We start from the raw sequence: 24,007 nt of genomic DNA, 5'->3' as shown, positions 1-24,007 counted from the left end.
CGGCTCCTTTGCTTCATTCTGTCCCACCATGTAGCTGAGGTTTTTCCGATCGCTGGACGACGGTGTGATGCCGGCACTTGGACGGGACGGCGAGCCACGCCCTTGGCGCACGAAGATCATCAACGGCTCCCAATCGCGCGACTTCCGCTCGACGAAAAAAGCTTGACGTTGCATATTCAGATGCGTTTACTTGATCCGTAACTAGGATACAAATTCCATTACTATGGAACACAGCGAAGGGAACCAAGATGAAGCGTTTCTTGCAAATCGTCGCTTCGCTCGCCGCGCTTATGCTGCCGGCGACAGGCACTGCCTGGGCCGAGCCCGCTAAAGGTGGAGTGATCGACGTGGCGACCATTGGGGAGCCGCCGACGCTCGATCCGATGGCCTCGACCGCCGATCTGGTTGGCATCGTCACGCAGCACATCTACCAGACGCTCTATACCTTCGACAAGGATTGGGGCATCACGCCGCTGTTGGCCGCCGACATGCCAAAGATTTCGCCGGACGGCCTTACCTACACCATCCCGCTCAGAGCCGGCGTAAAGTTCCACGACGGCAGCGATATGAATTCGGCCGACGTGGTCGCTTCGCTGCAACGCTGGATGAAGATTGCCACGCGCGGCAAGCAGGCAGCCGAAGTCATCGCCGCGGTCGACGCCGTTGACGACAATACCATCAAAATCACGCTGAAAAGGCCGTTCGCGCCGCTTCTGTCGCTGCTGTCGCTGAACAATGCCGCCGCGATCATCATCCCGTCGGAAAACGTGGGACAGGAGCCGCTGACCAGCTTCGTTGGTACCGGCCCCTATATGTTGAAGGAACGCAAACCCGACCAGTACATCCAGCTTGCCCGGTTCGACGGCTACAAGTCGCGCGACGGCGAACCCAACGGCTATGGTGGCGCCAGAAAACAGTATCTCGACGAAATCCGTTTCGTGCCGGTTCCCGATGCGAACACACGCGTCGAAGGCGCAGTCTCCGGCCAGTTCGCCTATGTTGACTCGCTGCCGGTCGAGTCCTTTGACAAGATCTCGGGTGGCAAGACCCAGCCGGTCATCTTGAAGCCGTTCGGCTGGCCGGTATTCGTCCTGAATACCAAGCAGGGGCTGAATTCCGACATTCGCATCCGCAAGGCGATACAAGCGGCGCTGGCGCCGAACGACATGCTGCTCGCCGCATTCGGATCGAAGGACTTCTTCGCAGCCGACGGCGACATGTATCCGCAAGGCTTTGCCTGGCACACGGACGCCGGCACCGAGCCCTACAAGCCCGATGGCGACACTGAAGCGGCTGCGGCGCTGCTGAAGGAAGCCGGCTATGACGGCAAGCCTTTGCGCATCCTCACCAGCCGCCAGTACGAGTTCCACTACAAGATGGCGCAGGTCGCGGCCGAGTATCTGAAAGCCGCCGGCTTCCAGGTCCAACTCGATGTGGTCGAATGGGCGACGCTGACCAAGAACCGCACCGACCCGGCGCTGTGGGACATCTACATTACCCACAGTCCGTTCCTGCCCGAGCCGTCGCTCACCGGCATAATGTCGGATTCCTCGCCGGGTTGGTGGGTTTCGAATCGCAAGCACCAGGTGCTTGAGGCGTTCAACGCTGAAGCCGATCCGGCCAAGCGCGTTGCGCTGTTCGCAGATGTCCAGAAGGCGATCTACGACGAGGTTCCAGCGTTCAAGGTCGGCGACTTCAACGCCTTGGCCGCCCAGGCCCCCAAGCTGAAAGGCGTGACGCCGGCGCCATGGCCCTATTTCTGGAACGCTTATCTGGAAGGCAACTGAGACGGCTCCTCCCACCTTCCGCCTCAACCCAAGGATAGGCGGCCGGGTGCCGGCCGACAAAGCCGGCACCGGCAAACCGTTCGATGATTGCTCAGAGATGGCCGATGCTGCGCTCAATCCTCAACAGACTTCTCGGCATGATCGTCGTCATGGCGCTGGTCGTCACGATCGTGTTCGTCATCGTACGGGTGACGCCCGGCGATCCGGCGGCGGTCATGCTGGGTCCAGACGCCACGGCCGCCGATATAGCCGCGCTGCGGTCCAAGCTCGGCCTCGACGGCTCCATCCTCGAACAGTTCGGGCGCTACGTTCTCGATGTCGTCCGAGGCGACTTCGGCCAGTCGATCTTCCTGGGCGAGCCGGTCACGACCGCGCTCGCCCAACGCGCCGAACCGACATTTTTTCTCACCGTCTTCTCCCTGGCGATCGCGACGCTCATCGCGCTGCCGGTCGGAATCCTGTCGGCCTACAAGCGCGGCTCTATCTTCGACCAGGCGGCAACCACCATTGCCATGTTCGCGGCCAGCGTGCCGAGCTTCTGGCTCGGCCTTTTGTTCATTCAGTTCTTCGCCGTGAAGCTCGGCTGGTTCGACACATCTGGCTATGGCGGGCCGGGAGCTTCGTTTGCCGACCGGCTTGACCATCTGGTGCTGCCGGCGCTGGCGCTCGGTCTCATAAGCTCGGCACTGATCACCCGCTTCACTCGCGCCTCGATGCTCGACGTGCTCAACGACGACTATGTGCGGACCGCCCGGTCCAAAGGCATGAGCGAATGGCGTGTGGTGCTGAAGCATGCCTTCAGAAATGCCTTGATCCCCATCCTCACCGTCATCGGCCTGACCGCGGCACTGCTCATCTCCGGTGCGGTGGTGACCGAGACGGTGTTCGGCCTGCCCGGCGTCGGCAGCTTGGTCGTCTCGGCGGTGTTGCGGCGCGACTATCCGGTTATTCAAGGCGCGCTGCTGGTCATTGCCGGGCTGTACGTCTTGGTCAATTTCGCCATCGACATGCTCTATCTGGCTGTCGATCCAAGGGTTCGCTACTGATGGCCGCTATCTCGGTGCCGCTCCAGGCGGAGCCAAATATCCTCTCGCGGCTGATGACCCGGCCGACGGCGGCGGTGGGCATCGCCGTGATGATGGTCATCGTGCTCGCCGCAATCCTCGCGCCGGTCATCGCCCCCTACGCACCGACCAAGCTCTCCATTGCCAGCCGGCTGCATCCGCCGAGCCTCGACCACCTGTTCGGCACCGACGATCTTGGGCGCGATATCTTCACCCGCATGCTCTACGCCGCGCGCACTTCGCTGGCGGTCGGCTTTGCTGTCGTGATCTTCGCCTCGATCATCGGCGTCGTTTTGGGACTGACTTCCGGCTTCTTCAGAAAGCTCGACGCGCCGGTGTCGCGGTTGATCGACGCCATGATGGCTTTTCCCGACATATTGCTCGCAATTGCGCTCGTGGCGGCACTAGGCGCCACCGCTTTCAATGTTGTGGTCGCCCTCGGCGTGGTTTATGCGCCGCGGCTCGCACGCGTGGTGCGGGCCTCGACGCTGGTCATTCGCGAACTCCCCTATGTCGAGGCGGCCCGCGCACTCGGCGTGCCGACGCCGGTTATCCTGGTGCGGCACGTCCTGCGCAACGTCACCTCTCCATTGCTGGTGCAGGCAACCTTCATCTTCGCCAACGCCATCCTGGCCGAGGCCGGTCTGTCCTTCCTCGGCGTTGGCATATCGCCCGACATCCCGACCTGGGGCACAATGATCGCCACCGGCCGTCAATACATGGATCAGGCCGGCTGGATCATGATGTTTCCCGGCAGCGCCATCGTCATCACCGTGCTGTCGCTGCAGCTCGTCGGCGACGGTTTGCGCGACCTTCTCGACCCTCGTCTGGCAAAGGACATCTGATGTTCGGCAATCGCTCTTCGCAAACCGAAAGGCCGCTGTTGATCAGGGGCGCAAAACCAGTCGGTTTCGGCGGCGGGTTTGGCCAGACAATCGACGTGCTGATCGGCAAGGATGGCCGTATCGCCGAAACCGGTTCGACGATTGCCGCCGGCGACGATGTGAAGATGCTTGACGCCAATGGCGCGTTCCTGTCGCCCGGCTGGACCGACCTCCACGTGCATGTCTGGTACGGCGGCACCGACATTTCGCTGCGGCCGCAGCAATGTGGCGCCGCCCGAGGCGTCACCACGATGGTCGATGCCGGCTCGGCCGGCGAAGCCAATTTCCACGGCTTTCGCGAGTTTATCATAGAGCCGGCGCGAGAGAACATATACGCGTTCCTGAACATCGGTTCGATCGGTCTCGTCGCCTGCAACCGTGTCAGTGAGCTGATCGACATGCGCTCGATCGATATCGACCGCACCATTGCCACCGTCGAGGCCAACCGCGACATCATCGTCGGACTGAAGGTGCGTGCCAGCCACGTCATCACCGGCGGCTGGGATCTGACGCCGGTCCGGCTGGCGAAGAAGCTCGGCCGCATCCTCAAGCTGCCGCTGATGGTGCACGTTGGTGAGCCGCCGCCACTCTATGACGATGTTCTAGGCCTGCTGAGCGAAGGCGACATCGTCACTCATTGCTTCAATGGCAAGGCCGGCGGCTCGATCATCGAGGACGACGATCTTTATCGGCTCGCCGAGGATGCGGCGCAGCGCGGCATTGTGCTTGATGTCGGCCACGGCGGCGCCTCGTTCTCCTTCGATGTCGCCAAGGCGGCGCTCGAGCGCGGTCTGCCACCGAAGACGATCTCGACCGATCTGCACAACCGTTCGCTCGACGGCGCTGTGTGGGATATGGCAACCACCATGTCGAAGCTGTTGTCGCTCGGCATGGCATTCGAGGATGTGGTCACGGCCTCGACGACGGCGCCGCGCCGCGCCATCCGGTTGCCCGCCGACGGCCTGCTGGAAAAGGGCAGGCCAGCGGAATTCACTTTGTTCGACCTCGTCGAGGCCGAGCTCACTGTGAAGGATTCGCAAGGGGCGACAAGCATGCTGCACCGGCTATTCGAGCCGCGCTACGCTGTCCTCGGTGCCGAGGCGATCGTTGCCCACCGCCACATGCCGCCGGAAGGGTCTGCGGGCAGTGTGCCCGTCTGTCCGCATTGCGGGTGGAAATCATGAGCGACGCAATGGCCGGCGACGTCATCCTGTCGGTTCGGGACTTGCGGACCTGGTTTCAGACCCGCCGTCTTACCGCCAAGGCGGTCGATGGCGTCACCTTCGACCTGAAGCACGGCAAGACGCTGGCCGTGGTTGGAGAATCCGGTTCCGGCAAGTCGGTGACCAGCCTGTCGATCATGGGCCTGCTGTCACGGCCCGGAAGAATCGCCGGCGGCCAGATATTGTTCCGCGACCGGCAGGAGCATGTCCACGACCTCGCCGGATTTACCCAGAAGGAATTCCGCAAGCTACGCGGCCGGGAAATTGCAATGATTTTTCAGGAGCCGATGACTAGCCTGAACCCGCTCTTCACGGTCGGCGACCAGATCAGTGAGATGATCGTGCTGCACGAGCCGGTGAACCGGCAGGAAGCGCGCAGCCGTGCGCTCGCCATGCTGAAGCATGTCGAGATTCCGGACGCCGTCTCGCGGCTCAACGACTATCCACATCAGATGTCCGGCGGCATGCGTCAGCGCATCATGATCGCCATGGCACTCGCCTGCAATCCGTCGCTGCTGATCGCCGACGAACCGACTACGGCCCTCGACGTCACCATCCAGGCGCAGATCCTCGATCTCTTGCGTCGCCTGCAGGTCGAGATGGGGATGTCGATCCTTTTCATCACCCACAATCTCGGTGTGGTCGCCGAGATCGCCCATGATGTCGTCGTCATGTATGGCGGCCGAGTCGTCGAGCAGGCGCCGGTCAACGATCTGTTTGCGCACCAGCGCCATCCTTACACAAGGGGGCTGCTGGCCTGCACGCCCAATGCCGCGCGCGATATCGGTGACGACGGCGAGCGCCGGGCGCTCTATTCCATTCCCGGCAGCGTGCCGCCGATCACCGCGCTGCCGCCCGGTTGCGCCTTCGAGCCGCGCTGTGACTTCGCCATTGCGCCCTGTCGGGCGGCACCCCCGCCATTAATGCCGGCAGGGCCGCACGGCGCTTCCCGATGCATCAGGAGTGCAGAGCTGTGAGCGCCGCGGTGATCGCCGGTCGTGCGGAGGCTGCGCCATTGCTTAGCGTGCAGGGTCTGACAAAGCATTTTCCCGCCCGCAATGGCCGCATCATTCATGCTGTCGAGGATGTCAGCTTCGATGTCGGACGCGGCTCGACGGTCGGGCTGGTCGGCGAGTCCGGCTCCGGCAAGACCACCGCCGGGCGCGCCATCCTCAGGCTGGTAGAGCCGACCAGAGGCAAGGCGCTGTTCGACGGCGTCGATCTGTTTTCGCTGTCCGCACGTGAAATGCGCGGCTACCGGCAAAAGCTGCAGATCGTGTTCCAGGATCCATTCTCCAGCCTCAACCCGCGCATGCGCATCGCCGCCATCATCGGCGAGGCACTCGACGCGCGTGGCTTTCCGCGAGGCAAGCGGCGTGCCGACAGGGTCGCTGAACTGCTGACCCTGGTCGGCCTGTCGCCCGATCACGCCACGCGCTACCCGCACGAATTCTCCGGCGGCCAGCGCCAGCGCATCGGCATTGCGCGCGCGCTCGCCGTCGAGCCGGAATTCGTCGTCGCCGACGAGCCGGTCTCGGCGCTTGATGTGTCGGTGCAGGCGCAGGTGCTCAACTTGCTCGGTGAGTTGCAAAAGCGGCTCGGCCTGACGCTGCTGTTCATCGCGCATGATCTCTCGGTGGTCGAATACCTTTGCGACGAAGTGGTGGTGATGTATCTCGGCCGCGTCATGGAGCGTGGTCCGAGCCGTCTTCTCTACGCCGCGCCGCGGCACCCATACACCAGGGCATTGCTGGCGACGGCACCCGTGCCCGACCCGACCCGCCGGCGCACCCACGTCGCCTTGCACGGTGACATTCCAAGCCCGATTGACCCGCCTTCCGGCTGCGTCTTCCGCACCCGCTGTCCGGAGGCAATTGCCGCCTGCGCCGGGATCATTCCGCCCCTCGACGATATCGGCGGCGGGCACCACGTGGCCTGCATCCGGCACAACGAAAAAACGATCTGATTGGAGTTTGTGTATGACTTTTTCCGAGCTCATGAAGCGACCGGAAAGCACGCCCTACGACCGGCTTTTGGCGCTTGGAATAACGCTGCCCGAGGCGCCGCCGCCGATCGCCAATTTTGTCACACACGTGCAGGAGGGCAAGCTGCTGTTCCTGTCCGGCCAGGGGCCGAGCGAGGCCGACGGCCGGGTCCATACGGGCAAGGTTGGTGCCGACGTCACGGTCGATCAGGCCTATGCCCATGCGCGGCTGACCGGTGTCAACCTCATTGCCGTCATGCACGCAGCGCTCGGCGATCTGCGCCGCGTGCGGCGTGTGGTGAAGTTGTTCGGCATGGTCAACGCCACGCCGGATTTCGCCGACCACCCCGCGGTGATCAACGGCTGCTCGGACCTGCTCATCGATGTTTTCGGCGAGCGCGGCACCCATGCCCGCTCTGCGGTCGGCCACGGATCACTGCCGGGAAGAATCAGCGTCGAAATCGAAGCCGTCATCGCCATTGATTGATCGGATCACGAATAGCCGGAGCACAAGACCATGCCTGTCGACGATATCCGCAGCCATCTGGGCCTCAGGCCCGTCATCAACGTCTCTGGCACGATGACCTCGCTCGGCGCCTCCATTGTCGTTCCCGCGGCTGTCGAGGCTGTGTCCGGCATTCTCACCGAGTTTGTCGAAATGGCCGATCTGCATCGCAAGGCCAGTGCCGTGATCGCCGAATTGACGGGCGCGGAGGCCGGCTTCATCACCGCGTCGTGTTCCGCGGCAATCACCCTGGCGGTGGCGGCCAGCATGACCGGCCCGGACCTTGCCGCGATCGAACGGCTGCCGGATGCCGCGGGACTGAAAGACGAGGTCGTCATCCAGTCCGGCCACATGGTCAGCTACGGCGCACCGATCGAACAGGCGATCCGTCTCGCCGGCGCCAAGGTCGTGCCGGTCGGTCAGGCGACCAGCGCCTCGGCATATCAGCTCTCAGGCGCCATCACCGAGCGCACTGCTGCAGCAGTCTACGTCGTGTCGCACCATGTCGTCGAGTATGGGCAAATCCCGCTGAAGATGTTCGTCGAAGCCGCCCATGCACGCGGGGTCCCGGTCATCGTCGACGCAGCGTCCGAATACGACCTGGCGGGCTTTCTCGCCAGCGGAGCCGATCTGGTGCTGTATTCGGGTCACAAATTCCTGGGCGGCCCGACATCCGGCATCGTCGCAGGCACGAAAGCGCGGGTGCGCGACGTCTATCTGCAGAACCGAGGCATCGGGCGCGGTATGAAGGTCGGCAAGGAAGGCATCGTCGGTGCGCTCGCTGCTCTCCAGGCCTGGAAAACGCGTGACCATGACGGTATCCGCGCTCGCGAACGCCGAGCGCTCGATTGCTGGGCGCAAGCGCTCGAGGGGCGGCCCGGCATCACCGCCGCCATCGTACCCGACCCGACCAGCAATCCGCTCGATCGCTTGAAGGTGTCGGTGAATGCCGCCGAAGCCCGCATTACGGCGTGGGATCTGGTCGACCGGCTGGCAGCCGGCAATCCGCCGGTGGTCGTCCGCGATCATGAAGTCGAGCACGGCTATTTCTTCCTCGATCCATGCAATTTGCATCCCGACGAAGAATTCGTGGTGGCGGCACGGCTTGCCGAGGAGCTTGATGGCGCGCGCAAGTCGAATGCGATCATCGCCACACCATGGAACGAGCGTCTCATGGCCCGCGAGGCCACGATCCTCAACTGGCCGGATTGAGGGTGGCTGTGGTAAATGCCCCGGCTGCCTTACAGTGCACGCAAAACCGAGAATGCCATGCCCACGATAGCGCCCGACCTGCACCTGAACCCTGCCGAAGGCGCACGCGAACCCCGCCGCTCGCGCACCAGCGGTATCGACCGTGCGCTGCAAATACTCGATTATCTGCAAAAGCAGGGTCGGCCAGCAACGGCGTATGAGATAGCACACGACATCGGCGCCCCCCTGTCGACGATCTACGTCATCGTCGACGATCTGGTCGAAAAGGAACTGCTGGACCGCAAGGACGGCGGCCTGCTCTGGTTAGGCCCGCGGCTTTATCAATACGGCCTGACCTACGCTCGCACATTGGATCTGCTCAACGTGGCAACGCAGGAGATGCACGAACTGGCTCAGAGTTCGAAAGAGACGATCCAGCTATGCGGCCGTGACGGTGACCATATGGTTGTGCTTGCGATGGAAGAGGGCAAAGATCATTTCCAGGTCACATCTCGCGTCGGGACCCGGACGCCGCTGAACTGGACTGCGTCGGGCCGGCTGCTCGTCGGCCATTTGCCGGAAGCCGAACGCCGCGCAATTTTCGCCCGATCCGCGATCGCCTCTCCGACCGGACGCGCCGAGACGGACAAGGATGTGCTCGCTCGCGCGGCCGCCGCAGCACTGGAGCAGGGCCTGTCGATCCAGGCTGGTGAATCCGACTTTTCAGTTGCCTGCATTGCGGCTCCCATCCTCGATAACCAAGGAGCCTGCCGTGCCACGATCTCGATCGTCGTCCCGGATGTGAAGCTGAAGCAAAAGAACCCGGATTTGATTACGATGGTCAAGACCAGTGCGCGCCGCATCGAGTCGCGGCTCGGTTGGCGAGCCGACCGGCCATAACGAACGCCCGGCGCTAGTTGGCAAAATCGCGGGATGGTGCGCTTCTGCACATCCCGAAACGACGGGCGCCGAGTCTCCAGGCGTTCCAATCAAGCCTGCGCTCGCATCTTCAAGCTGGACGATCTGGTGGTTTTCTGTGCCTCACAGGCTTGAGCAGTGAAACGAGAATGTCCTCTTTGGCCTGTTGATCAGACGCTCCCGTCATCAGGCAACCGAATACAGCGTCATCGCCGCATCGAAGCCGCGCTGACCTCTCGGGTCGAGGGCTGCCCTGATCCCCAGGGATCCGGGGCCCGTGCGGTGTGGCCGCGCGCGCCGAGCCTCGCGTCGCCGAAGAGGCCCGAGGCGATGTCGAAGCCCAGAGTGTACATGCCGGGCGGCTCTGCAGCGCGGGCAGCCTTAAAGGCATCCGTCGAGGTCTGCTCCGCGATCTTCGCGCCGACGGTCGCGAGGCCGAGTTGCGCATTCCGGGCGACAATGAAGAACGCCGAATCCTCGCAGCCAACGCGCTCGTCAGCATCAAGGCCATCCATGAAAAGCTGCTTTCCAGGGCCCCATAGCGTGTCTGCGCCGGGCATCGCGACGCCAATATCAAACCCGGTCTTGGCGGGACCGTCTGGCTCCAGTTCTCGCATCTCGCTCAACAACGCGTCGCGGCTGACCATCATTTTTCCCTTGTCCGCATAAACGCTTTTCAGCCCCTTGGCGCCTTCCGGCAATGGATCGGGCGTCAGCCCTTGCGGGAAACGCCGGGCCGGCGTCTGCTTCGCGGCGAAATCAACCGGCAGGCACGCTGTTTTAGGATCGTTGATCGCCGCGGCGGCGGCTTGCGCGATGATGTCTATGTCGACTTGGAAACCACGGAATGCCTCCTGAACCGTCTGCAGGGTTGTCGGTGCCGTGAAGGTGAACTTGCCTGGATTGAGCGTAATGAAGTCCATCAGGTTCATCTGGTCTAGCCGGCTGCTGCGGTCCTTCGCGCATTCAACCAGAACATCCTGAGCTTGCCGGACCTGCGCTGCGTTCGGCGGGATCGGTCCATCTGCGATGGAGATTGGAGCCAGGGTGACGAAATAAGGAACGGCATTGGCGTTCGGATCGGTCTGGAACGCGTTCAGCCATTGCTGGAGAAGCCCATACATCTGGCTGGGATCCGTTACGTCCCCCATGATCAGATTGATTGGGCCGCCTTCGTGGTAGACGGTCGTGCGTACGTCTTCATGGAAATGCCTCTGCATGCTCTCCATTTTCATCTTGGCGTCGGCAGAAAACAGCCCGTAGGACCCCGACAACTCCATCGAAACGGCTTGGGCCTCCTCGGAACTGGCTGTATCCATCTGCAGGACGGCTAGGAACATCCCGCCGCGGCCTACCCCGTTCACGAACATGTTTCCGTAGCGTGATTGGAAGAGTTCGGGATTGCTCGATATCGCCGCCGCCGAGCCGCTCAGCTTTGGTTCGTCGATGCCGTGAAAGGGCAGCGTTACCTTGGCGGAGATGAGCAGGAACAGCGAACTGCTCTGGATCCTTGAGCTTTGGGCGAAGTCAAACCTTCCTGACGCGGAGAAGCACCCGCACCCGCCGCTCGCTTCGACATTGATGCTCAGCGACTTTTCGAGTTCGGCGGTGGTGTGAATGCGGCGTATGTCGAATGAAGATATGGACCCCATTGCATCGTCGACGCCGGAAAATGCGCCATCGACGACATGACCCATCGGACTACCCGTCGCAAGATCGACACCTTTTCCATAGTCGTAGCCGGGAGAGTAAGGTACGGTTACTTGAGTAAGCATTTCAATCTCCTGATGCGCCCATTGGCATTACTCTTAAATAAACCAGTTCAGCAGAGTATAATCTGGCACGATTGTGGCTCGCCAGAGTGCAGTCTAACGGGTCAGTTGGCGGCGTCCTCCGCACTATTTCTAGCAGGAAGGCTCAAGCGTCGTGGGGAGGCGCTATCCCAAGCCATCTGTCGAGTTCCCTTTCGGAACCAAAATTACAGGGCCGGGCGCTCCGCCCCGGAACAACTCCCAGACGTCTTTGATGTCCATGACCTTCTCTGCAAGTCTTCAAAGAACGTTCCGACCGGAATCGATCCATGCGTGTCAGGAAGCTCGATCGGAACCGGATCGCTCGCCGAGCTTGAGTTCGGAGCAGTTCCTGGCGCGGAGAAGCCACCACCTCACCGGAGGCACCAGACATCCAAAGCGGAGCAGGCGCGATCCCGCTTCGAGTGTGGATCGCGCATGCTAGAGCTAGTCTGATACGGATTGGACAAGGATGGTGATGTCGTAACTGGCATCCGCGCCCTGCACGTTTTTCACGGTTTGGAAATCCATGATCGCGGACAGGTCGATCATCCCTATCTCGTCATCGCCTGAAAGGTCGGTCTCGATAATATTGAGGTAGAATTCACCGGCTGGAACGACCTGGTTGATGTCGAGATTATAGTCGTTTCCCGGAGTGAAGGATCCAATCGGGAAGCGAACAGGACCCATCACTCCAACAAGGTCGTCGGAGCCTGTATAATCATTCGTCGAATGACATTTGATGCGGCTTATGTTCAGAGAGTAGGGACGCATGGTCATTGCTCCATCAACTTGTGCGAGATGGAATGCTCACCTGCCCGAGCTTACGAATGGCTTACGAGGTCGTCACAGCCCGCCGCTTTCTGCTCGCTGAGGTGTTGTCGGCGACCGGGACATCACCTGATGCCTGTCGCGCGGTCAGTCGACCCGGTAAATGATGTAGTAGGCCGACCCCTCGATCGCCGAGCGGGCGATTTTGGCGATTGGACCCAAGCCTTGTTCTTCCTTCTCCATGGTGACGGAGCCGAGTGGATCATTGCCATTAAGAGGGCCGTCTTCATCCCAAAGAGAGAGATTCTGGCTATACTCGAACGGCAGCACGAGGCCGGGTTCGAACGACTGGTCCGCATTGACTTCCCTGGTGGTTCCGGGAGAGGGCCAGACAGCGTCATCGACATTGCCTTCAGTCCCGGTTGTGATGAACAGATTGTCCGGATCGGCCCGTATGGCGTCGATCACTCCAAGAACGCTTGGCAGTGACTTGATCCCTTGCAGCAGGCTGCCGGCGAAGTCGTTCTGGATGAATCGCGGCGTCAGGCCCATGATGGCGTCGACCAGCGCCTGGTTGGCCGCGAAGTCGGTTCCGGTGGCGGGCTGGACACAATAGATGGTTTGAACGGTTGCGGTCGGCACGGGTTTTCTCCTTGAGTTGGAACGATGCCGACAGTGACGGAGCCGCGCTTACGTTTGGCTTACATACTGAAATGACGCGCACTCGGCCCATCATCTGCTATAAGAGTGCAGCCTGGCGGATCTGGATGCGGCGGTGCACGGCGGCCCGATAGCAAAGCTTTCAATGCCAAGACCCGCGGGAATCTCGCGGCGGCCGCGTATTGCTGCACTGGTCGACAGGTGCCTGGAATCCGGCATGTGCTGGATTGCTGCCCCTGGCGGATATGGGAAGACCACCGCGGTCATCGATTACCTCCAGGGAAAGCGGGCTCCGCATGTCTGGTATCGCGTCGATGACGAGGACCAGGATATCGCCCGCCTGTTCTACTATCTGGCGATGTCGCCTGGGGCGCAGGAACTCAGTCTTCCTGTCTTCGGAACCGAATATGCGGAGGATGCTGCTGCATTCGCGCGTCTGTTCTTCCGCGCTTACTTGGCGCAGATGGCACCGGACACGATCATCGTCCTTGACGATATTCACCATGCCGATACACCAGAATTCCGCGAAGTTCTGGCTGTCCTGCTGCGAGAACTGCCCAACACGGTCCGGTGCATCTGCATATCGCGTACACTGCCTGGTGGGGGCGTGGCCGAACTCGCGCTCGCAGGCAAGCTGCCGGTCATCGGCCAGACCGCACTGGAATTCTCGGAGGACGAAGCACGCTGCCTCGTCGGCCTTAGGGAACCAGGCCATGAGAAGGGGATCGATGTCACCGCCGCCAGGGGGTGGGCGGTCGGCCTGGTCATGATCGCCAACCAATCAAGTGCCCCGCAGTTGATGAGCGCCATGCCTCTGGGGCAGGGAAACTTCCAGGAGGTGGTCGGCAGACTGTTCCTGCAGAACGTTCCAGGCGACGACCAGAACACCCTGCTGAAGCTTAATCTGCTTCCCGAAATCAATTCCGGTCTTGCCGACGCCTTGCTCGGACCCAGAGTCGGCAGCCCGGTGCTGGAGCGGCTCTTCCAAATGCAGCTGTTGGTTACCCGAACAGGCCTCGGAAGCGGAGGATTCCAGTTCCACGACCTCCTGCGCGATTACCTGTCCAGGCTCTTCGAAGCGCGGCTGCCGCCGGAAGAGCAGGCAAGTCTGCGCGAAAGGGCAGCTCGGGTCCTGCGCGACGCAGGATTGGTCGACGCTGCCGTATCGATGGCTCTCCAAGCAGAAGCCTGGCCGCTTGCCCGCGAGTTGGTTATCGAGCACGCCGAGGCGATGCTGTCCCAAGGCCGCAGGGCTACCTTGATCGAATGGGGCACCAGATTTCCTGCTGAAGAACTGGAAGGCTGGCTTCTCCACTGGATCGGGGCCGCTCACGTTCCTGACGACGCCGCAGCCGAGCGATGGTTCTCGCGGGCTTGGGAGGCGTTCGAGAAGGACGGCGATTTGCGGGGGCAGTGGCTGACCGTGATCCGCGCCGTGCTCGTAAAGACAAGCAGCTGGCGGACGCACGGGGGCCTGGACGGGTGGACGCGAAGGGCAGCCGCCATCCTTCGCGGAAGGCAACCCGATCTTGTCCCGAGAGAGCGGATGCTGGTTGGTGTCGGCATGTTGCGCGCGGTGGATTACGGGGAGGCCGACGAGGAGACCGCACAGGCAGGAGTGAAGATGGCCGACGAACTCCTGCAACAGCTGTCGAACCCGACTGGTGAAGTTCCGGTTGACCTGAGATTGCTTGCCAGTGAAGCCCTTGTTGATCATGCGGTCTGGTCAGGGCGGCAGGACATCTTCGAACAGGCGGTCGACAGCGTCGCTTCCGAATTGAACGACCCGAAGGTGACGCCTTGGGTGCTCGGCATGTGGTTGGTCTCTTTCGGCGCCGCCAGCGGCAGGTATTTTTCATTCTCGAGGCGCGGGTTTCCATATGCCTCGGCCGAAGACGCCCTTCGCAAGGCAATCGAGATGGGCGAGAGGGAAGCCCTGAGAAGCGTCGAGTTCAGCGGTCTCTACCATCTCCAGCTGCTGCTCAAGCTGCGTAACGATTTCGCCGGCTTCGCAGATCTCGTGACGAGGCTCAGCAAAATCGCGGACAGCCGCTTCACAACTCAGGTGGCTGTAGTCGCCGATTGCCGAGCCGCCATGCATGCGCGGCAAGGCAGCTTCGTCGAAGCCTACAGGGATTGCGACACGTTCATGACCGCGATCGAAGAGGCGAACGAGCCGATGGTCGAGCGCTGGCCGCATTATGTCACCAAATTCCAGGTTCTTCTCGCCGACAGAAGGCCCGCTGAGGCCGCCTCGCTGTTGGCAGATATCGTCGACCGGCTGGACGGCGGCCCGCGGGAACGGGTGAAGATTTGCATTCTTGCCGCTGCCGGTTTTGAAGCGAAATGGAGGGGCGGAGCCGGTTATGAAGAGAAACTGACGGAGTTCATGACAGCCCTGAGGACCGTCAACCCGTCTGCAATCCTACTCAACCTGCCCGATCTCCTCGCCGAATTGCTGGCCGATGCACTTGACCGCGGAATCGAAGTGGATCTCTGCCATTCGGTCATTCAGACGCGGCGTCTCGTCCCGCCAATGAGACGGCCTGCCAAATGGCCATGGCCACTGAAGATCTTTGTGCTGGGCGGCTTCAGGATCGAGCTCGACGGAACTCAGTTCGATCTCGGGTCAAAATCGCCGACGCGTGCCCTCGATATCCTGCGGGTTCTCGCCCTGGCGCGCGACCAGACCTGTCCCCTCGAAAGCATTCACGACTGGCTTTGGCCCGACCTTGACGGGGATCAAGCCAAACCGGCGTGCGAGCAAGCCATTCACCGCCTGCGCAAGGCGCTCGGCAAGGGCGACTTCATAGTCCAGAGGGAGGGGCGGATCAGTCTGCCCCCGGATAAGGTGTGGGTCGACCTTTCCGAGTGGGAAGCCCGTCTCAACCGCGGTCTTTCCCGGAAAGGGGATACGACAGCCCCCGAAAAGGAACAGCTTCTGGCGAGATTCCCCGGCCCGCCACTGTCGCCGGGTTCTCTTCCGTCTTGGGCGATACCGGTGGCCGACAAGGTTCGGGACGGCTATATCGACCTGGCGATCAACGTCGGAAGACATTGGGAGAATGCCGGAGAAGGTTTCCGGGCGCGAGAAGCCTACCTGAGAGCACTCGAGTACTACCCGGATTCGGAAAGAGTGTACCAAGCCCTCATCAGGGAACGTCTGTCCAGCAGTGATCCTGCCGCAGCTGTAGACGACTTCTCGCGTTACGAGAGGGCGGTTGGAGCGAACGGGGAATACAAATCCTCTCACGTGATCCGCACGCTGGTGCGCCCGTATCTGAAATCCTGAACGCCCAAAGACCCGAAGCCACCCGTAAGCTGTGTCTTGCCAGCGTGCTCCGAACCTCTTCTTTGCACGGCCCGATAACTTCACGGGCAATCCCGGGCCGATCGTGCGCGGGGCGGCTTTTGTCCAACCAGCAATCCGGGATCGGAAACACTGAGACCCGGAGCGATAGACTCTGCGCTTGGGCAGCGTTCCTGCGTAACGCTGGACTCTACCCAGCAGGGTGCAGGACTACTCGCGCTGTGAGCGGGCGAGCAAGATAGACCGGCGGAATCGAGCTTTCGATGCAATCCACTCGCTTGTGTTTTCTTCCTGAGCCAATGAATCCAAAAATTTCGATCTGTAAGCCATCCGTAAGCTGCGGTCAGAGAAACTCAATCCGTCGAAACCAAACAACCGCTTCGTCCGGCCCCTCGAGAGGCTACCCCGCTCGCGAAACCGCGCATGCAAGCAGCCCGATGAGGATCAAAAACATGTCTACATGGCAGGATAGAGCATACCGGATATTAAATCTTTTCGAGGGTTCGGCCGACGAAGCTGGTGACCGAACCTGGCAGATCATGAACCACGTTCTCGACGAGAACAATCAGGACGACTACATCAGCAGAGACTTCTACAACGTCCAGCAGACCGCAGGCGGGCTGCCGGAAGGCGTCACCTTCGAAGTCTTCCTGTCAGCGGTGTCCGGTCATGTCAGGGACGAGCTGCAGGGCGGAAGCTTCGACGAGGAGCTTGGCGATGATGACGTTCGCACGGCAGGCCTCTCTTTCGACGACAACATTCGCCGGCATATCCGGTTCCTCAACGGAGTGGTCCACCAAGGCGCTCCCGGCGAGGTTCATCTCGGACTATGGGAGAGAATTCTGCAGGCCCGCGACAATGGCCGGAGCATCCACTCGCTGTACCACGACTATCTCGTCGATGCCTAACCGGCCCAGACACTCACGGGTTTTGTCACAGGCACAGGTCCGCAGGAAGCCATCGCCCTAGCGACACGTGCCCGGAAGGGACAGCAGCAAACTTCGGCTGGGAGATGCTCGGCAGCCAAGGAGGCGGCTGGGCCCGGCAAGGACATTCCTGACCTGGTGATTGTCTGATCGGCCGATGTCCGAACGAGACGTAACTTGCTCTTGGGCCTGGGCTCTCGGATCGACGGAGCGCGGGCTTTGCACATCCGCAACCTGACGTTGGTCTTTTTCCCCGTCCGCGTGACGATCCATGGTCCAGCGCCGCAACAAACCAAACAAGGAGAGTTCTCATGCCTGGTAACGATCTTCAGGTCACCGGCGGCATCACGCAAGCACTGCTTGACGCGCTGAACCAGATACACACCGCCGTTGCGGCCCAGCTTGTGAATCCCGACGGCACGCCGTCTGGCTCGGCAGTCTACATGCACCTTCCAGTCGGCCAGCCGATCGACCCGAAGATGTATGCCAATCCCTGGACGCCGGCCGGCGGCAGCGCCTACGGCGCGGTTTCCACCACGGGCGCCTTCTCAGCACCACCCGCTCCCCCTTCGGCCGGAACGCCCGAGACGCCGGCCGGTCAGCTGGCCGCAATGCCGGCACCAGATCCCAGGCTGCAATTGGCGATCAGCAGCGCCTTCAACACGGCTCAGCGGGTTGATGACATGTTGATGGTCACCAACAAGGGGGTTGCGGTGTCGTGGCCTCAGCGCACCGTCAGTATCGAGTATTTCACAGCCCTGGCCGGCATGCAGGCGGAACCGATCCCTGAGCCCTCGACCGATATCAAGAAGCGCATCGCCGATGCCCAGAAGACATTGTATCTGATGGATGCCGACGGCAATTTTACCGGCTACACGCCGCGCCACACCGCCTACAGGCACAACCAGAAGGTGCTGGCAGATGCGCGCAGCGAGTTCGCGCTCGCTTACTCCCAAGCCATGTCCGATCCTATCCAGGGACAGGCATGGCCGGTCACCAGCGCCAGATACCAGAACGCCGTCGACCAAGCCTATAACGACTTCAAGGATATGGGCGGGCAACAGATCGACGACGCGATTGCAACCCTTCAGTCCGTCGGCGGCAGCGCCGCGGCCGCCCTGATTGCCAAGGCCCGCAAGATGTACGACGAGTATAGCGTTGGTCTCGGTGGCGCCGTGGCAATCAAGGTGCCCTGGTCGTATATCGATCCGGTCTCCTGGTGGGATCACACCAACCATGACTTCGGGGTGATGAAAATCACCGCCACATCGAAACAGTACCAGGCGAGCGGTGGCGGCGGCCAACACAGCTTCGGACACAGTTTTTACAACAACGAGTCGTCATCAACATCGGGGAGCGTCGGCTACAGCGTTCTGGGTTTCGGCGCCTCCGCCAATGCATCACATAGCGAGACCAGCCATAACGACGGGCGGAATGCCGACCAGTCCTCCTGGCAGTCGCATCAGGACAGCAGCTCTTCGGCAACTGTCACGTTCGAGTGGTTCATGGCCAGCATCGAACGGCCATGGCTGCTTGGCGATCTTTTCCACATGGACGGCTGGTATCTCGCCGGTCAGAAGAAGAATGCGATCAGCGACGGGACCATCGAAGGTCAGATCGGCGACGTGCCCAAGCTGCTCCCGATGATCCCGAAGGGTTTTCTGATTGTTCGAAACGTGAAGATTACCGCTAATTCCTGGGGCAGCATGGGCAGCGCATTCCAGAGCGCCGTCGACAGCGCCAGCGGACACACTGAAAGCAGTTCCACCTCCTATGGCGGCAAGGTTGGTTGGTGCGGTATCGGCGGATCGGTCCAACATTCCAATTCGGACAGCAGCGGCGCATTCAGCAACCAGCACGATGCATCTCAGGGATTTTCCTTCAGCAGCAATGAACACGGTGGAACGCTTGAAATTTTCGGTTCGCAGATCGTGGGCTGGGTAGGCCAGATACAGCCGGCCGCGCCGCGCAAGGACGACCCTGCACTCAACGCCGGAGTCGTGGCCAACCCTGCGACAGCCGCCAATGCCGGGGCGCCTGTGACACCGGCCGACGCGGCCGCTACTCCGCAAGGCTGAGGTGTCCCTGTGAGCACGAACAGCGATCAGCTCGCGATCCTTGGCCAGCAAGTGGTGGACACGTTAATCGCGACCTACAACCCCAACAATGACCCGTCGTTGGCGCTTGCCATTCATCCGGGGCAGGCGCTAGCCGATGGCATCGTCCAAAATGGCGTGACCAATCCGCTGCGGCTGTCGGAGTGGCTGGAAGACCAGTACGACTACCCGCTATGGCTGAAACGGTCCGATGCCTCCTCCGTTTCCGCCTCGTCTGTCGGCAGTCTTACCGCCAAGTCTGCCTATTTGGCGATGATCCCATGGGCGCAACCGGGGGTTCCGGTGGACGCTCCTTCCTATGCGCGCATCGCCGCGATGGTTGCCGAGGCACGAAAAGATATCGGGGACAATCCCGATGCGCTGCCATTCAGCTGCGAGCCGACAGATTTCGCCGAGCCCAGCTGCACGGCCTGGCATGTCTTCGATCAAAGGATATCCCGCACTGCCGCAACCACGACCGAGACACCCGGCGCGATTAAGGCAAACCCCCTCTTATGGAAGATGCGAGTGTTGACAAAAGAAGGGGTTTCGAACCTCACCGCAGTTTCCGAGGCGGTCGAACGGCGCAAGGCATTTGCCGCCGAATTAGCTATCGTGCCAAGGGTTGAGGCGGTCAGAAAGCTGCGCACGCAGCCACATCTCACGGACTACGCTACCCAGCCGGTCGAGTTTCTCGGTATCCAGGATGCAGCAGGCACCGCGGTCAATCTGAGCCAGTTCAGCGCGAACCATCTGGATGGTCTCACCGCTTCCCCGCTCCACGCCCGGGCGCTGGCCGCCAACCTGCCAAGATTCAGTCGAATTCGCGCTGCCCGGCGACACCTCACAGCCCAGGCAGATCAAGTCTCGCCGCCCAGAGAGCAGCCAAATGCTTCAAACACGCAAATGCAGTTGGACACGTCGCTCGTGAACCGATTGGCCACAATCCAGCTTCACGATCTCATTAGAAACCCCGTCGTAACGGAGGTAACTACCTCGGACAGTGAACTGCATGTGCATTTCGAGTACTGCATGCTCACCATCAGCCGGCGGATCGCCGGCACGAGATGGTGGCATCCCGACCTCATCGACGAGGAGGATTGGTACGTACCGGGAATGAAGCGCGGCGACATGATCAAGGCTTCGACCGACGACGCCTATGCGCATTGCCTGCCTCAGGGCCTGCTTCTGGTTCGAAACGTGGAATTCAGCGGCTCGTGGACCGCCGAAGCCCGCACGACGATGCAAAACGCCGTCTCGTTTCTGGGTCCCTTCCTGATGCAGGCGCCAACCAGCTCTACATCCAGCACGTCCGACCTCGAACAGATGAGTGTGCTTGGCGTGGGCGTTCAGGTAATAGGCGAGCTTTGTTTTCCATTGCCGCCGCTCCCGCCGATGGATGATCCAGCGGAATCGGAACGTCCCGTTGTCTAAGCAATCCACGACGCTCAATGAAGAGGGCAAATGCGTTGTGGCCGAGCCGGGACGACGTGCCCTAGGCGACCGATGTCATTGCGCTGCACTCTGCGGTGCTGGCACGCTGCGAGCAACAACTAGACCAACTTCAAACAGGGCTTGCCAAAGGCATTGCAGCTGGCGATTCCGAGGCGATGCGTGACTTGATCGAAACCGTTACTGCGTTTCGAGATCCATCGAGGGCCGGCGGAATTGAAGTCGAAATCGCTGGGCCTCTCACCGTACTCCTGACGAGAATGCCGTTCCTTACGGCGTCGAAGGACAGTGGGGAAAGGTGGTCGCGAGAGCGCGCTGTCGCCTTTCCCACAACCATCAGATCGGCCGTTCCGGCTTCGCTGCCGCAACTGAACGAAACGGGTAGTTCCAACCGCGATCAGAGTAGGGCCTTCGCGGTTCGCTTAGATTTCATACTCCGCTTCGAGTGAACGTCAAGATCAAAGCGTGGCGAGCTACTCGAAAACCATCGGCGTATCTGATGGGACACTGAGCTGTTTGCCATTCACAAAGAGACGCAGAGCCCAGCCCCTGGATTTTCAGCTAATTTCTTCGCGCGTCGGGGGAGTTAAAGTGCTTGCGTTCAACAACTCGGCACGTTGTGGGAACAGGGCTCTGCGCGACGTCTCAGCTCTGCGGGCTGCACCAACGCGGAAAAAGGCGCTGTAATCGGTGGTGTTGGCGGTGCCGCGCTCGGAACAGCAGCTGGCGGGAACGACGTGCGAAATGCGGTCGTTGGCGGTGCAATCGGGGCCGTCGCCGGTACGTTGATCGGAGCGGCGGCCGACCGCCGCGGATACTGTCGATACCGGGATCGGAACGGGCGAGTCTTCGAGGCGCGATGCAGGTGATCGCGTTTCGTGTCTTGCCCCGCCGTGACGCTCGCAGGGCGTGAACGACGCCTGACCCGCCCGCGAACGCAATCAACAAAAGCAGACCGGCGGTCAGCCCAACAACACGTGGAGGAGGAAATCGTCATGAAGGGTTTTTGTGAGCGCCATCGAAGAACTCACCGAAGAAACAACCACTACCGGCGCGTGCTCTATACGGCCAACAGGATGCATCCCGGCCGCGTCAGGGCAAACGGTCTAGATGTCGTTGCAATTCCGCTATCTGCTGCAAGGACACCGGTTGAGGCATAGATCGCAGCGGGCTCACCGCCAACGACCGACCCCGGCGCTATTGTGCAGTTCAGGGGGACTCGTCCGACTCCGGCAAACGATCGCGAATGGCTTCCTCGGTTTTGCTTGCCGTCGATTTTACGACTTCCCCGACGCGGTCGACCAACGTCTCGGCATCGCCGCTGGTGCCGTGTCGGTCAGCCTCTTCTTTTGCGGTCTCATAGGCTTCGGCGGCGACCTGCTTGGCCTGCTCCAGGCCCTTCTCGAAGACGTCCTCGGCACTGTCACGAAGCTTGTCACGGTAGGCGCCAAGTTGCTCGTCTTCCGTGGCGGTGTGAGGCAGCATCACGCCGATGGCGGTGCCCACCGCAAGGCCCACCGCGGCTATCGCCAGAGGTTCGCGCTGGAACAGGTCCTGCGCCGACTGACGCGCCCGTGCGGTCACATCGCTGGCGGCTGAGCCGAGCTGTCCTGCCGTGCTTCTCACTCCTTCTCTGGCGTTACCCGCAAGGTCTGCCACAGCTTTAGTGGCGCCGCCTGCAACGGAAGCAACCGAACCAGCGGCATCGGAGAGCGTGGTGCCGATTCCGGAACCTTCGCTCTCGGCACCGTATTCGTCGCCGCTCGAGCCCTGCCATCCCTCGCCGCCCAAGCTGCGCCGGTCAGAGAAATCCCCGGCGGGGTCAGGTCCTCTGCGGGTCTGATAGACACCTAGTGCTGAACTGTCCACGGACGTGCCCTTGCCGAGCATCAGCCAGGCCAGGCCGGCGCCGACCAAGGTAAGCGGCAGCGGATTGTCCCTGACCTGCGCCTTGAGGTTGGTGAGCATAGCGGATCCCTCACCGCTGAACATCCCGGTGAATTCGTCGATCAGCTGACCCGGTGTCATCTTGCTGCGGATCGAGTCTGCGGTATCTGCCACTTTGGCGCGGGCAATATCGGCATCGCGTTCCAGCTCGGCTGCGGATTTGTCGGTCATCTTATCTGTTCCTTGATCACGCGTGCGTCGCGCTTGAGTTGGTCTTGTGTGCGGTCGGGCGTCAGTTCGGAGGGAGCCATGCTTGCTTTGCCGGAGCGCAAGAGTATGACTCCCAGTATCGCCACCACGACGCCGACCAGCAGCGAAGACCATCCGGCTCCCAGTCCGGCGCTCGCCAAGGCAATCACCAGCGCCTGCAAAAGCACCATCAGGGCGGCGAGCAGGCAAATGGCGCCTCCTATCACCTCCACCGCGCCGGCGCCGGCCTTGCTCACCTTTTCCGACATTTCAGCCCGCAACAGCCTGCTTTCGGTTTGAAGCAGCGTTGTAACCTGCTGTGCCAGATCGCCGACAAGGGTTGTCAGGCTGCGAGTGTCCTGATTGTCGGTCATGGGTTTTGCTCCAGACTTGCATCGGCCCAGTCATCGCCGGACTGATCTGAGCGGGATAACGTAGGCTCAACTGGCTCTGCCGATCGCCGTCCGAACTCATTCGAGCTCGAATCCGTCTCGGACGCCCGGCCTGCTCCCGACTGATCCGGAGTCCCGGTCGAAGCAGATGGCGGCGAGCTCTTGATGAACCGTCCTAACGCCAAGCCAGCCAATACCGAGCCAGCGATCAGCGCCCCGGAGTTTTCACGGCCGAAGGACTGGATTTCGCCGAGCACCTCATCGAACGGCTTATCCTTTAATGAGGATGAAAGCCGCTCAAGCCCGCCTGCGGCATCGAGGGCGAACTTTGAAGCGGTCCGTTGATCATTATTGGCCAGATGCTCGCTTGCCGCGCGCAATGCACCGCTAAAGGCCTTCAAGTTGGCGCTCACGTCGCGTTGTGTTCCCTCTGCCTTGTCGAACAATGCTTGCTTGGCTTCCGAAGCGTAATCGCTGGCTTTCCGAGTGACCTCGTCGCGAGCGTCATGTAGCGCCTCGGTCGCGGTCTGCTTTTCTCGTTGTAATCTTTCCGAAAGCTCGCTTTTGGCTGTCTCGAAATCGGCCGTCTGACGGCCCTGATCGTTTTGGTGCTGCATGGTGTCTCCTAGTGGAATCCGAGGAAGGAGAGGATCGCAAGCACGACGACGACAAGGCCGATGAGATAAATGACACTGTTCATGGCGCAATCTCCTCCACTTCGCACAGAACTTGCCTGGGCTTCCTGAGTTCCCTTCCGGCGAATCTTTTTTGGTAAGCGCTGCCTGACCGTTCTGAGGCCTGCTTCGCCCCTGCGAAACGGCGTCACGAAAGACGTTTTCTCGCGCCGTCCGCAATGCCTCTGCGAGGGCCGTGATCGGCAAGCCGTGGCAGCTGCCACGGCTTTTCTTCACCAGTCGA

20 protein-coding genes are annotated in these 24,007 nt (G+C 61.4%); 14 read left to right on the top strand and 6 right to left on the bottom strand.

Features of this window, described 5'->3' with window-relative positions; translation table 11 throughout:
• The first annotated feature begins 248 nt into the window (after positions 1-248).
• From NKI85_RS14680 to NKI85_RS14640, 9 genes are all read left to right on the top strand, one after another.
• The gene (locus NKI85_RS14680; RefSeq protein ID WP_502900665.1) at positions 249-1,787 is read left to right on the top strand and encodes an ABC transporter substrate-binding protein; all 1,539 of its coding nucleotides are present in this window, start codon (positions 249-251) and stop codon (positions 1,785-1,787) included.
• 104 nt (positions 1,788-1,891) lie between these two features.
• Entirely contained in the window at positions 1,892-2,833 is a 942-nt protein-coding gene (locus tag NKI85_RS14675) for an ABC transporter permease (protein ID WP_352776871.1), read from the top strand.
• Complete coding sequence (locus NKI85_RS14670) at positions 2,833-3,696, top strand: ABC transporter permease (RefSeq protein ID WP_352525532.1); 864 nt, start codon at positions 2,833-2,835, stop codon at positions 3,694-3,696. Before NKI85_RS14675 ends, NKI85_RS14670 begins: the two co-directional genes overlap by 1 nt.
• Positions 3,696-4,919 (top strand): amidohydrolase/deacetylase family metallohydrolase, encoded by a 1,224-nt coding sequence (locus NKI85_RS14665; protein WP_352776870.1) that lies wholly within the window; start codon positions 3,696-3,698, stop codon positions 4,917-4,919. Before NKI85_RS14670 ends, NKI85_RS14665 begins: the two co-directional genes overlap by 1 nt.
• On the top strand, positions 4,916-5,935 hold the full coding sequence (locus NKI85_RS14660; protein WP_352776869.1) for an ABC transporter ATP-binding protein: 1,020 nt from the start codon (positions 4,916-4,918) through the stop codon (positions 5,933-5,935). The genes NKI85_RS14665 and NKI85_RS14660 overlap by 4 nt, the downstream gene beginning before the upstream one ends.
• Positions 5,911-6,924, top strand: a complete 1,014-nt coding sequence (locus tag NKI85_RS14655) for an ABC transporter ATP-binding protein (RefSeq protein ID WP_502896004.1) — start codon at positions 5,911-5,913, stop codon at positions 6,922-6,924. Before NKI85_RS14660 ends, NKI85_RS14655 begins: the two co-directional genes overlap by 25 nt.
• A 13-nt stretch (positions 6,925-6,937) precedes the next feature.
• A complete protein-coding gene (locus NKI85_RS14650; RefSeq protein WP_352525537.1) occupies positions 6,938-7,429 on the top strand; it encodes a RidA family protein in 492 nt (163 codons plus the stop codon).
• A gap of 30 nt (positions 7,430-7,459) precedes the next feature.
• Positions 7,460-8,659, top strand: a complete 1,200-nt coding sequence (locus NKI85_RS14645; RefSeq protein WP_352776868.1) for an aminotransferase class V-fold PLP-dependent enzyme — start codon at positions 7,460-7,462, stop codon at positions 8,657-8,659.
• 57 nt (positions 8,660-8,716) lie between these two features.
• Positions 8,717-9,538, top strand: a complete 822-nt coding sequence (locus NKI85_RS14640; RefSeq protein ID WP_352525541.1) for an IclR family transcriptional regulator — start codon at positions 8,717-8,719, stop codon at positions 9,536-9,538.
• Positions 9,539-9,762: 224 nt separating this feature from the next.
• Here the strand turns inward: NKI85_RS14640 and NKI85_RS14635 are convergent, their stop codons facing one another.
• The 3 genes from NKI85_RS14635 to NKI85_RS14625 form a co-directional block, all read right to left on the bottom strand.
• Positions 9,763-11,331, bottom strand: coding sequence for a hypothetical protein (locus NKI85_RS14635; protein WP_352776867.1), 1,569 nt, complete (start codon positions 11,329-11,331; stop codon positions 9,763-9,765).
• Positions 11,332-11,793: 462 nt separating this feature from the next.
• A complete protein-coding gene (locus NKI85_RS14630; protein WP_352525544.1) occupies positions 11,794-12,126 on the bottom strand; it encodes a hypothetical protein in 333 nt (110 codons plus the stop codon).
• Between the two features lie 138 nt (positions 12,127-12,264).
• Positions 12,265-12,759: a hypothetical protein gene (locus NKI85_RS14625; RefSeq protein ID WP_352525546.1), complete on the bottom strand. Its 495-nt coding sequence runs from the start codon at positions 12,757-12,759 to the stop codon at positions 12,265-12,267.
• A gap of 376 nt (positions 12,760-13,135) precedes the next feature.
• On the opposite strand from NKI85_RS14625, the gene NKI85_RS14620 reads away from it, so the two are divergent.
• From NKI85_RS14620 to NKI85_RS14600, 5 genes are all read left to right on the top strand, one after another.
• Entirely contained in the window at positions 13,136-16,069 is a 2,934-nt protein-coding gene (locus NKI85_RS14620) for an AfsR/SARP family transcriptional regulator (protein ID WP_352776866.1), read from the top strand.
• Between the two features lie 470 nt (positions 16,070-16,539).
• Positions 16,540-16,995 carry a hypothetical protein gene (locus NKI85_RS14615; RefSeq protein ID WP_352525549.1) on the top strand — a complete coding sequence of 152 codons (456 nt, stop codon included), beginning with the start codon at positions 16,540-16,542 and terminating at the stop codon, positions 16,993-16,995.
• Positions 16,996-17,324: 329 nt separating this feature from the next.
• A complete protein-coding gene (locus NKI85_RS14610; protein ID WP_352776865.1) occupies positions 17,325-19,091 on the top strand; it encodes a hypothetical protein in 1,767 nt (588 codons plus the stop codon).
• Between the two features lie 9 nt (positions 19,092-19,100).
• A complete protein-coding gene (locus tag NKI85_RS14605) occupies positions 19,101-20,543 on the top strand; it encodes a hypothetical protein (RefSeq protein ID WP_352776864.1) in 1,443 nt (480 codons plus the stop codon).
• 635 nt (positions 20,544-21,178) lie between these two features.
• The gene (locus NKI85_RS14600) at positions 21,179-21,430 is read left to right on the top strand and encodes a YMGG-like glycine zipper-containing protein (RefSeq protein ID WP_352776863.1); all 252 of its coding nucleotides are present in this window, start codon (positions 21,179-21,181) and stop codon (positions 21,428-21,430) included.
• 340 nt (positions 21,431-21,770) lie between these two features.
• On the opposite strand, the gene NKI85_RS14595 is transcribed toward NKI85_RS14600, so the two are convergent.
• Genes NKI85_RS14595 through NKI85_RS14585 form a run of 3 tightly spaced genes read right to left on the bottom strand, consistent with a single transcriptional unit; the run spans position 21,771 to position 23,706 of the window.
• Positions 21,771-22,679, bottom strand: a complete 909-nt coding sequence (locus tag NKI85_RS14595; protein WP_352776862.1) for a hypothetical protein — start codon at positions 22,677-22,679, stop codon at positions 21,771-21,773.
• Positions 22,676-23,071, bottom strand: a complete 396-nt coding sequence (locus NKI85_RS14590; RefSeq protein ID WP_352525554.1) for a phage holin family protein — start codon at positions 23,069-23,071, stop codon at positions 22,676-22,678. Before NKI85_RS14590 ends, NKI85_RS14595 begins: the two co-directional genes overlap by 4 nt.
• Entirely contained in the window at positions 23,068-23,706 is a 639-nt protein-coding gene (locus NKI85_RS14585; RefSeq protein ID WP_352525555.1) for a hypothetical protein, read from the bottom strand. The genes NKI85_RS14590 and NKI85_RS14585 overlap by 4 nt, the downstream gene beginning before the upstream one ends.
• Between the last annotated feature and the right edge of the window lie 301 nt (positions 23,707-24,007).

This window comes from Mesorhizobium sp. M0571 (genome assembly GCF_040320985.1).
Lineage (GTDB): Bacteria > Pseudomonadota > Alphaproteobacteria > Rhizobiales > Rhizobiaceae > Mesorhizobium.
The sequence above is the reverse complement of the archived record's forward strand: the minus strand, read 5'-3'. Positions and strand labels throughout refer to the sequence as shown.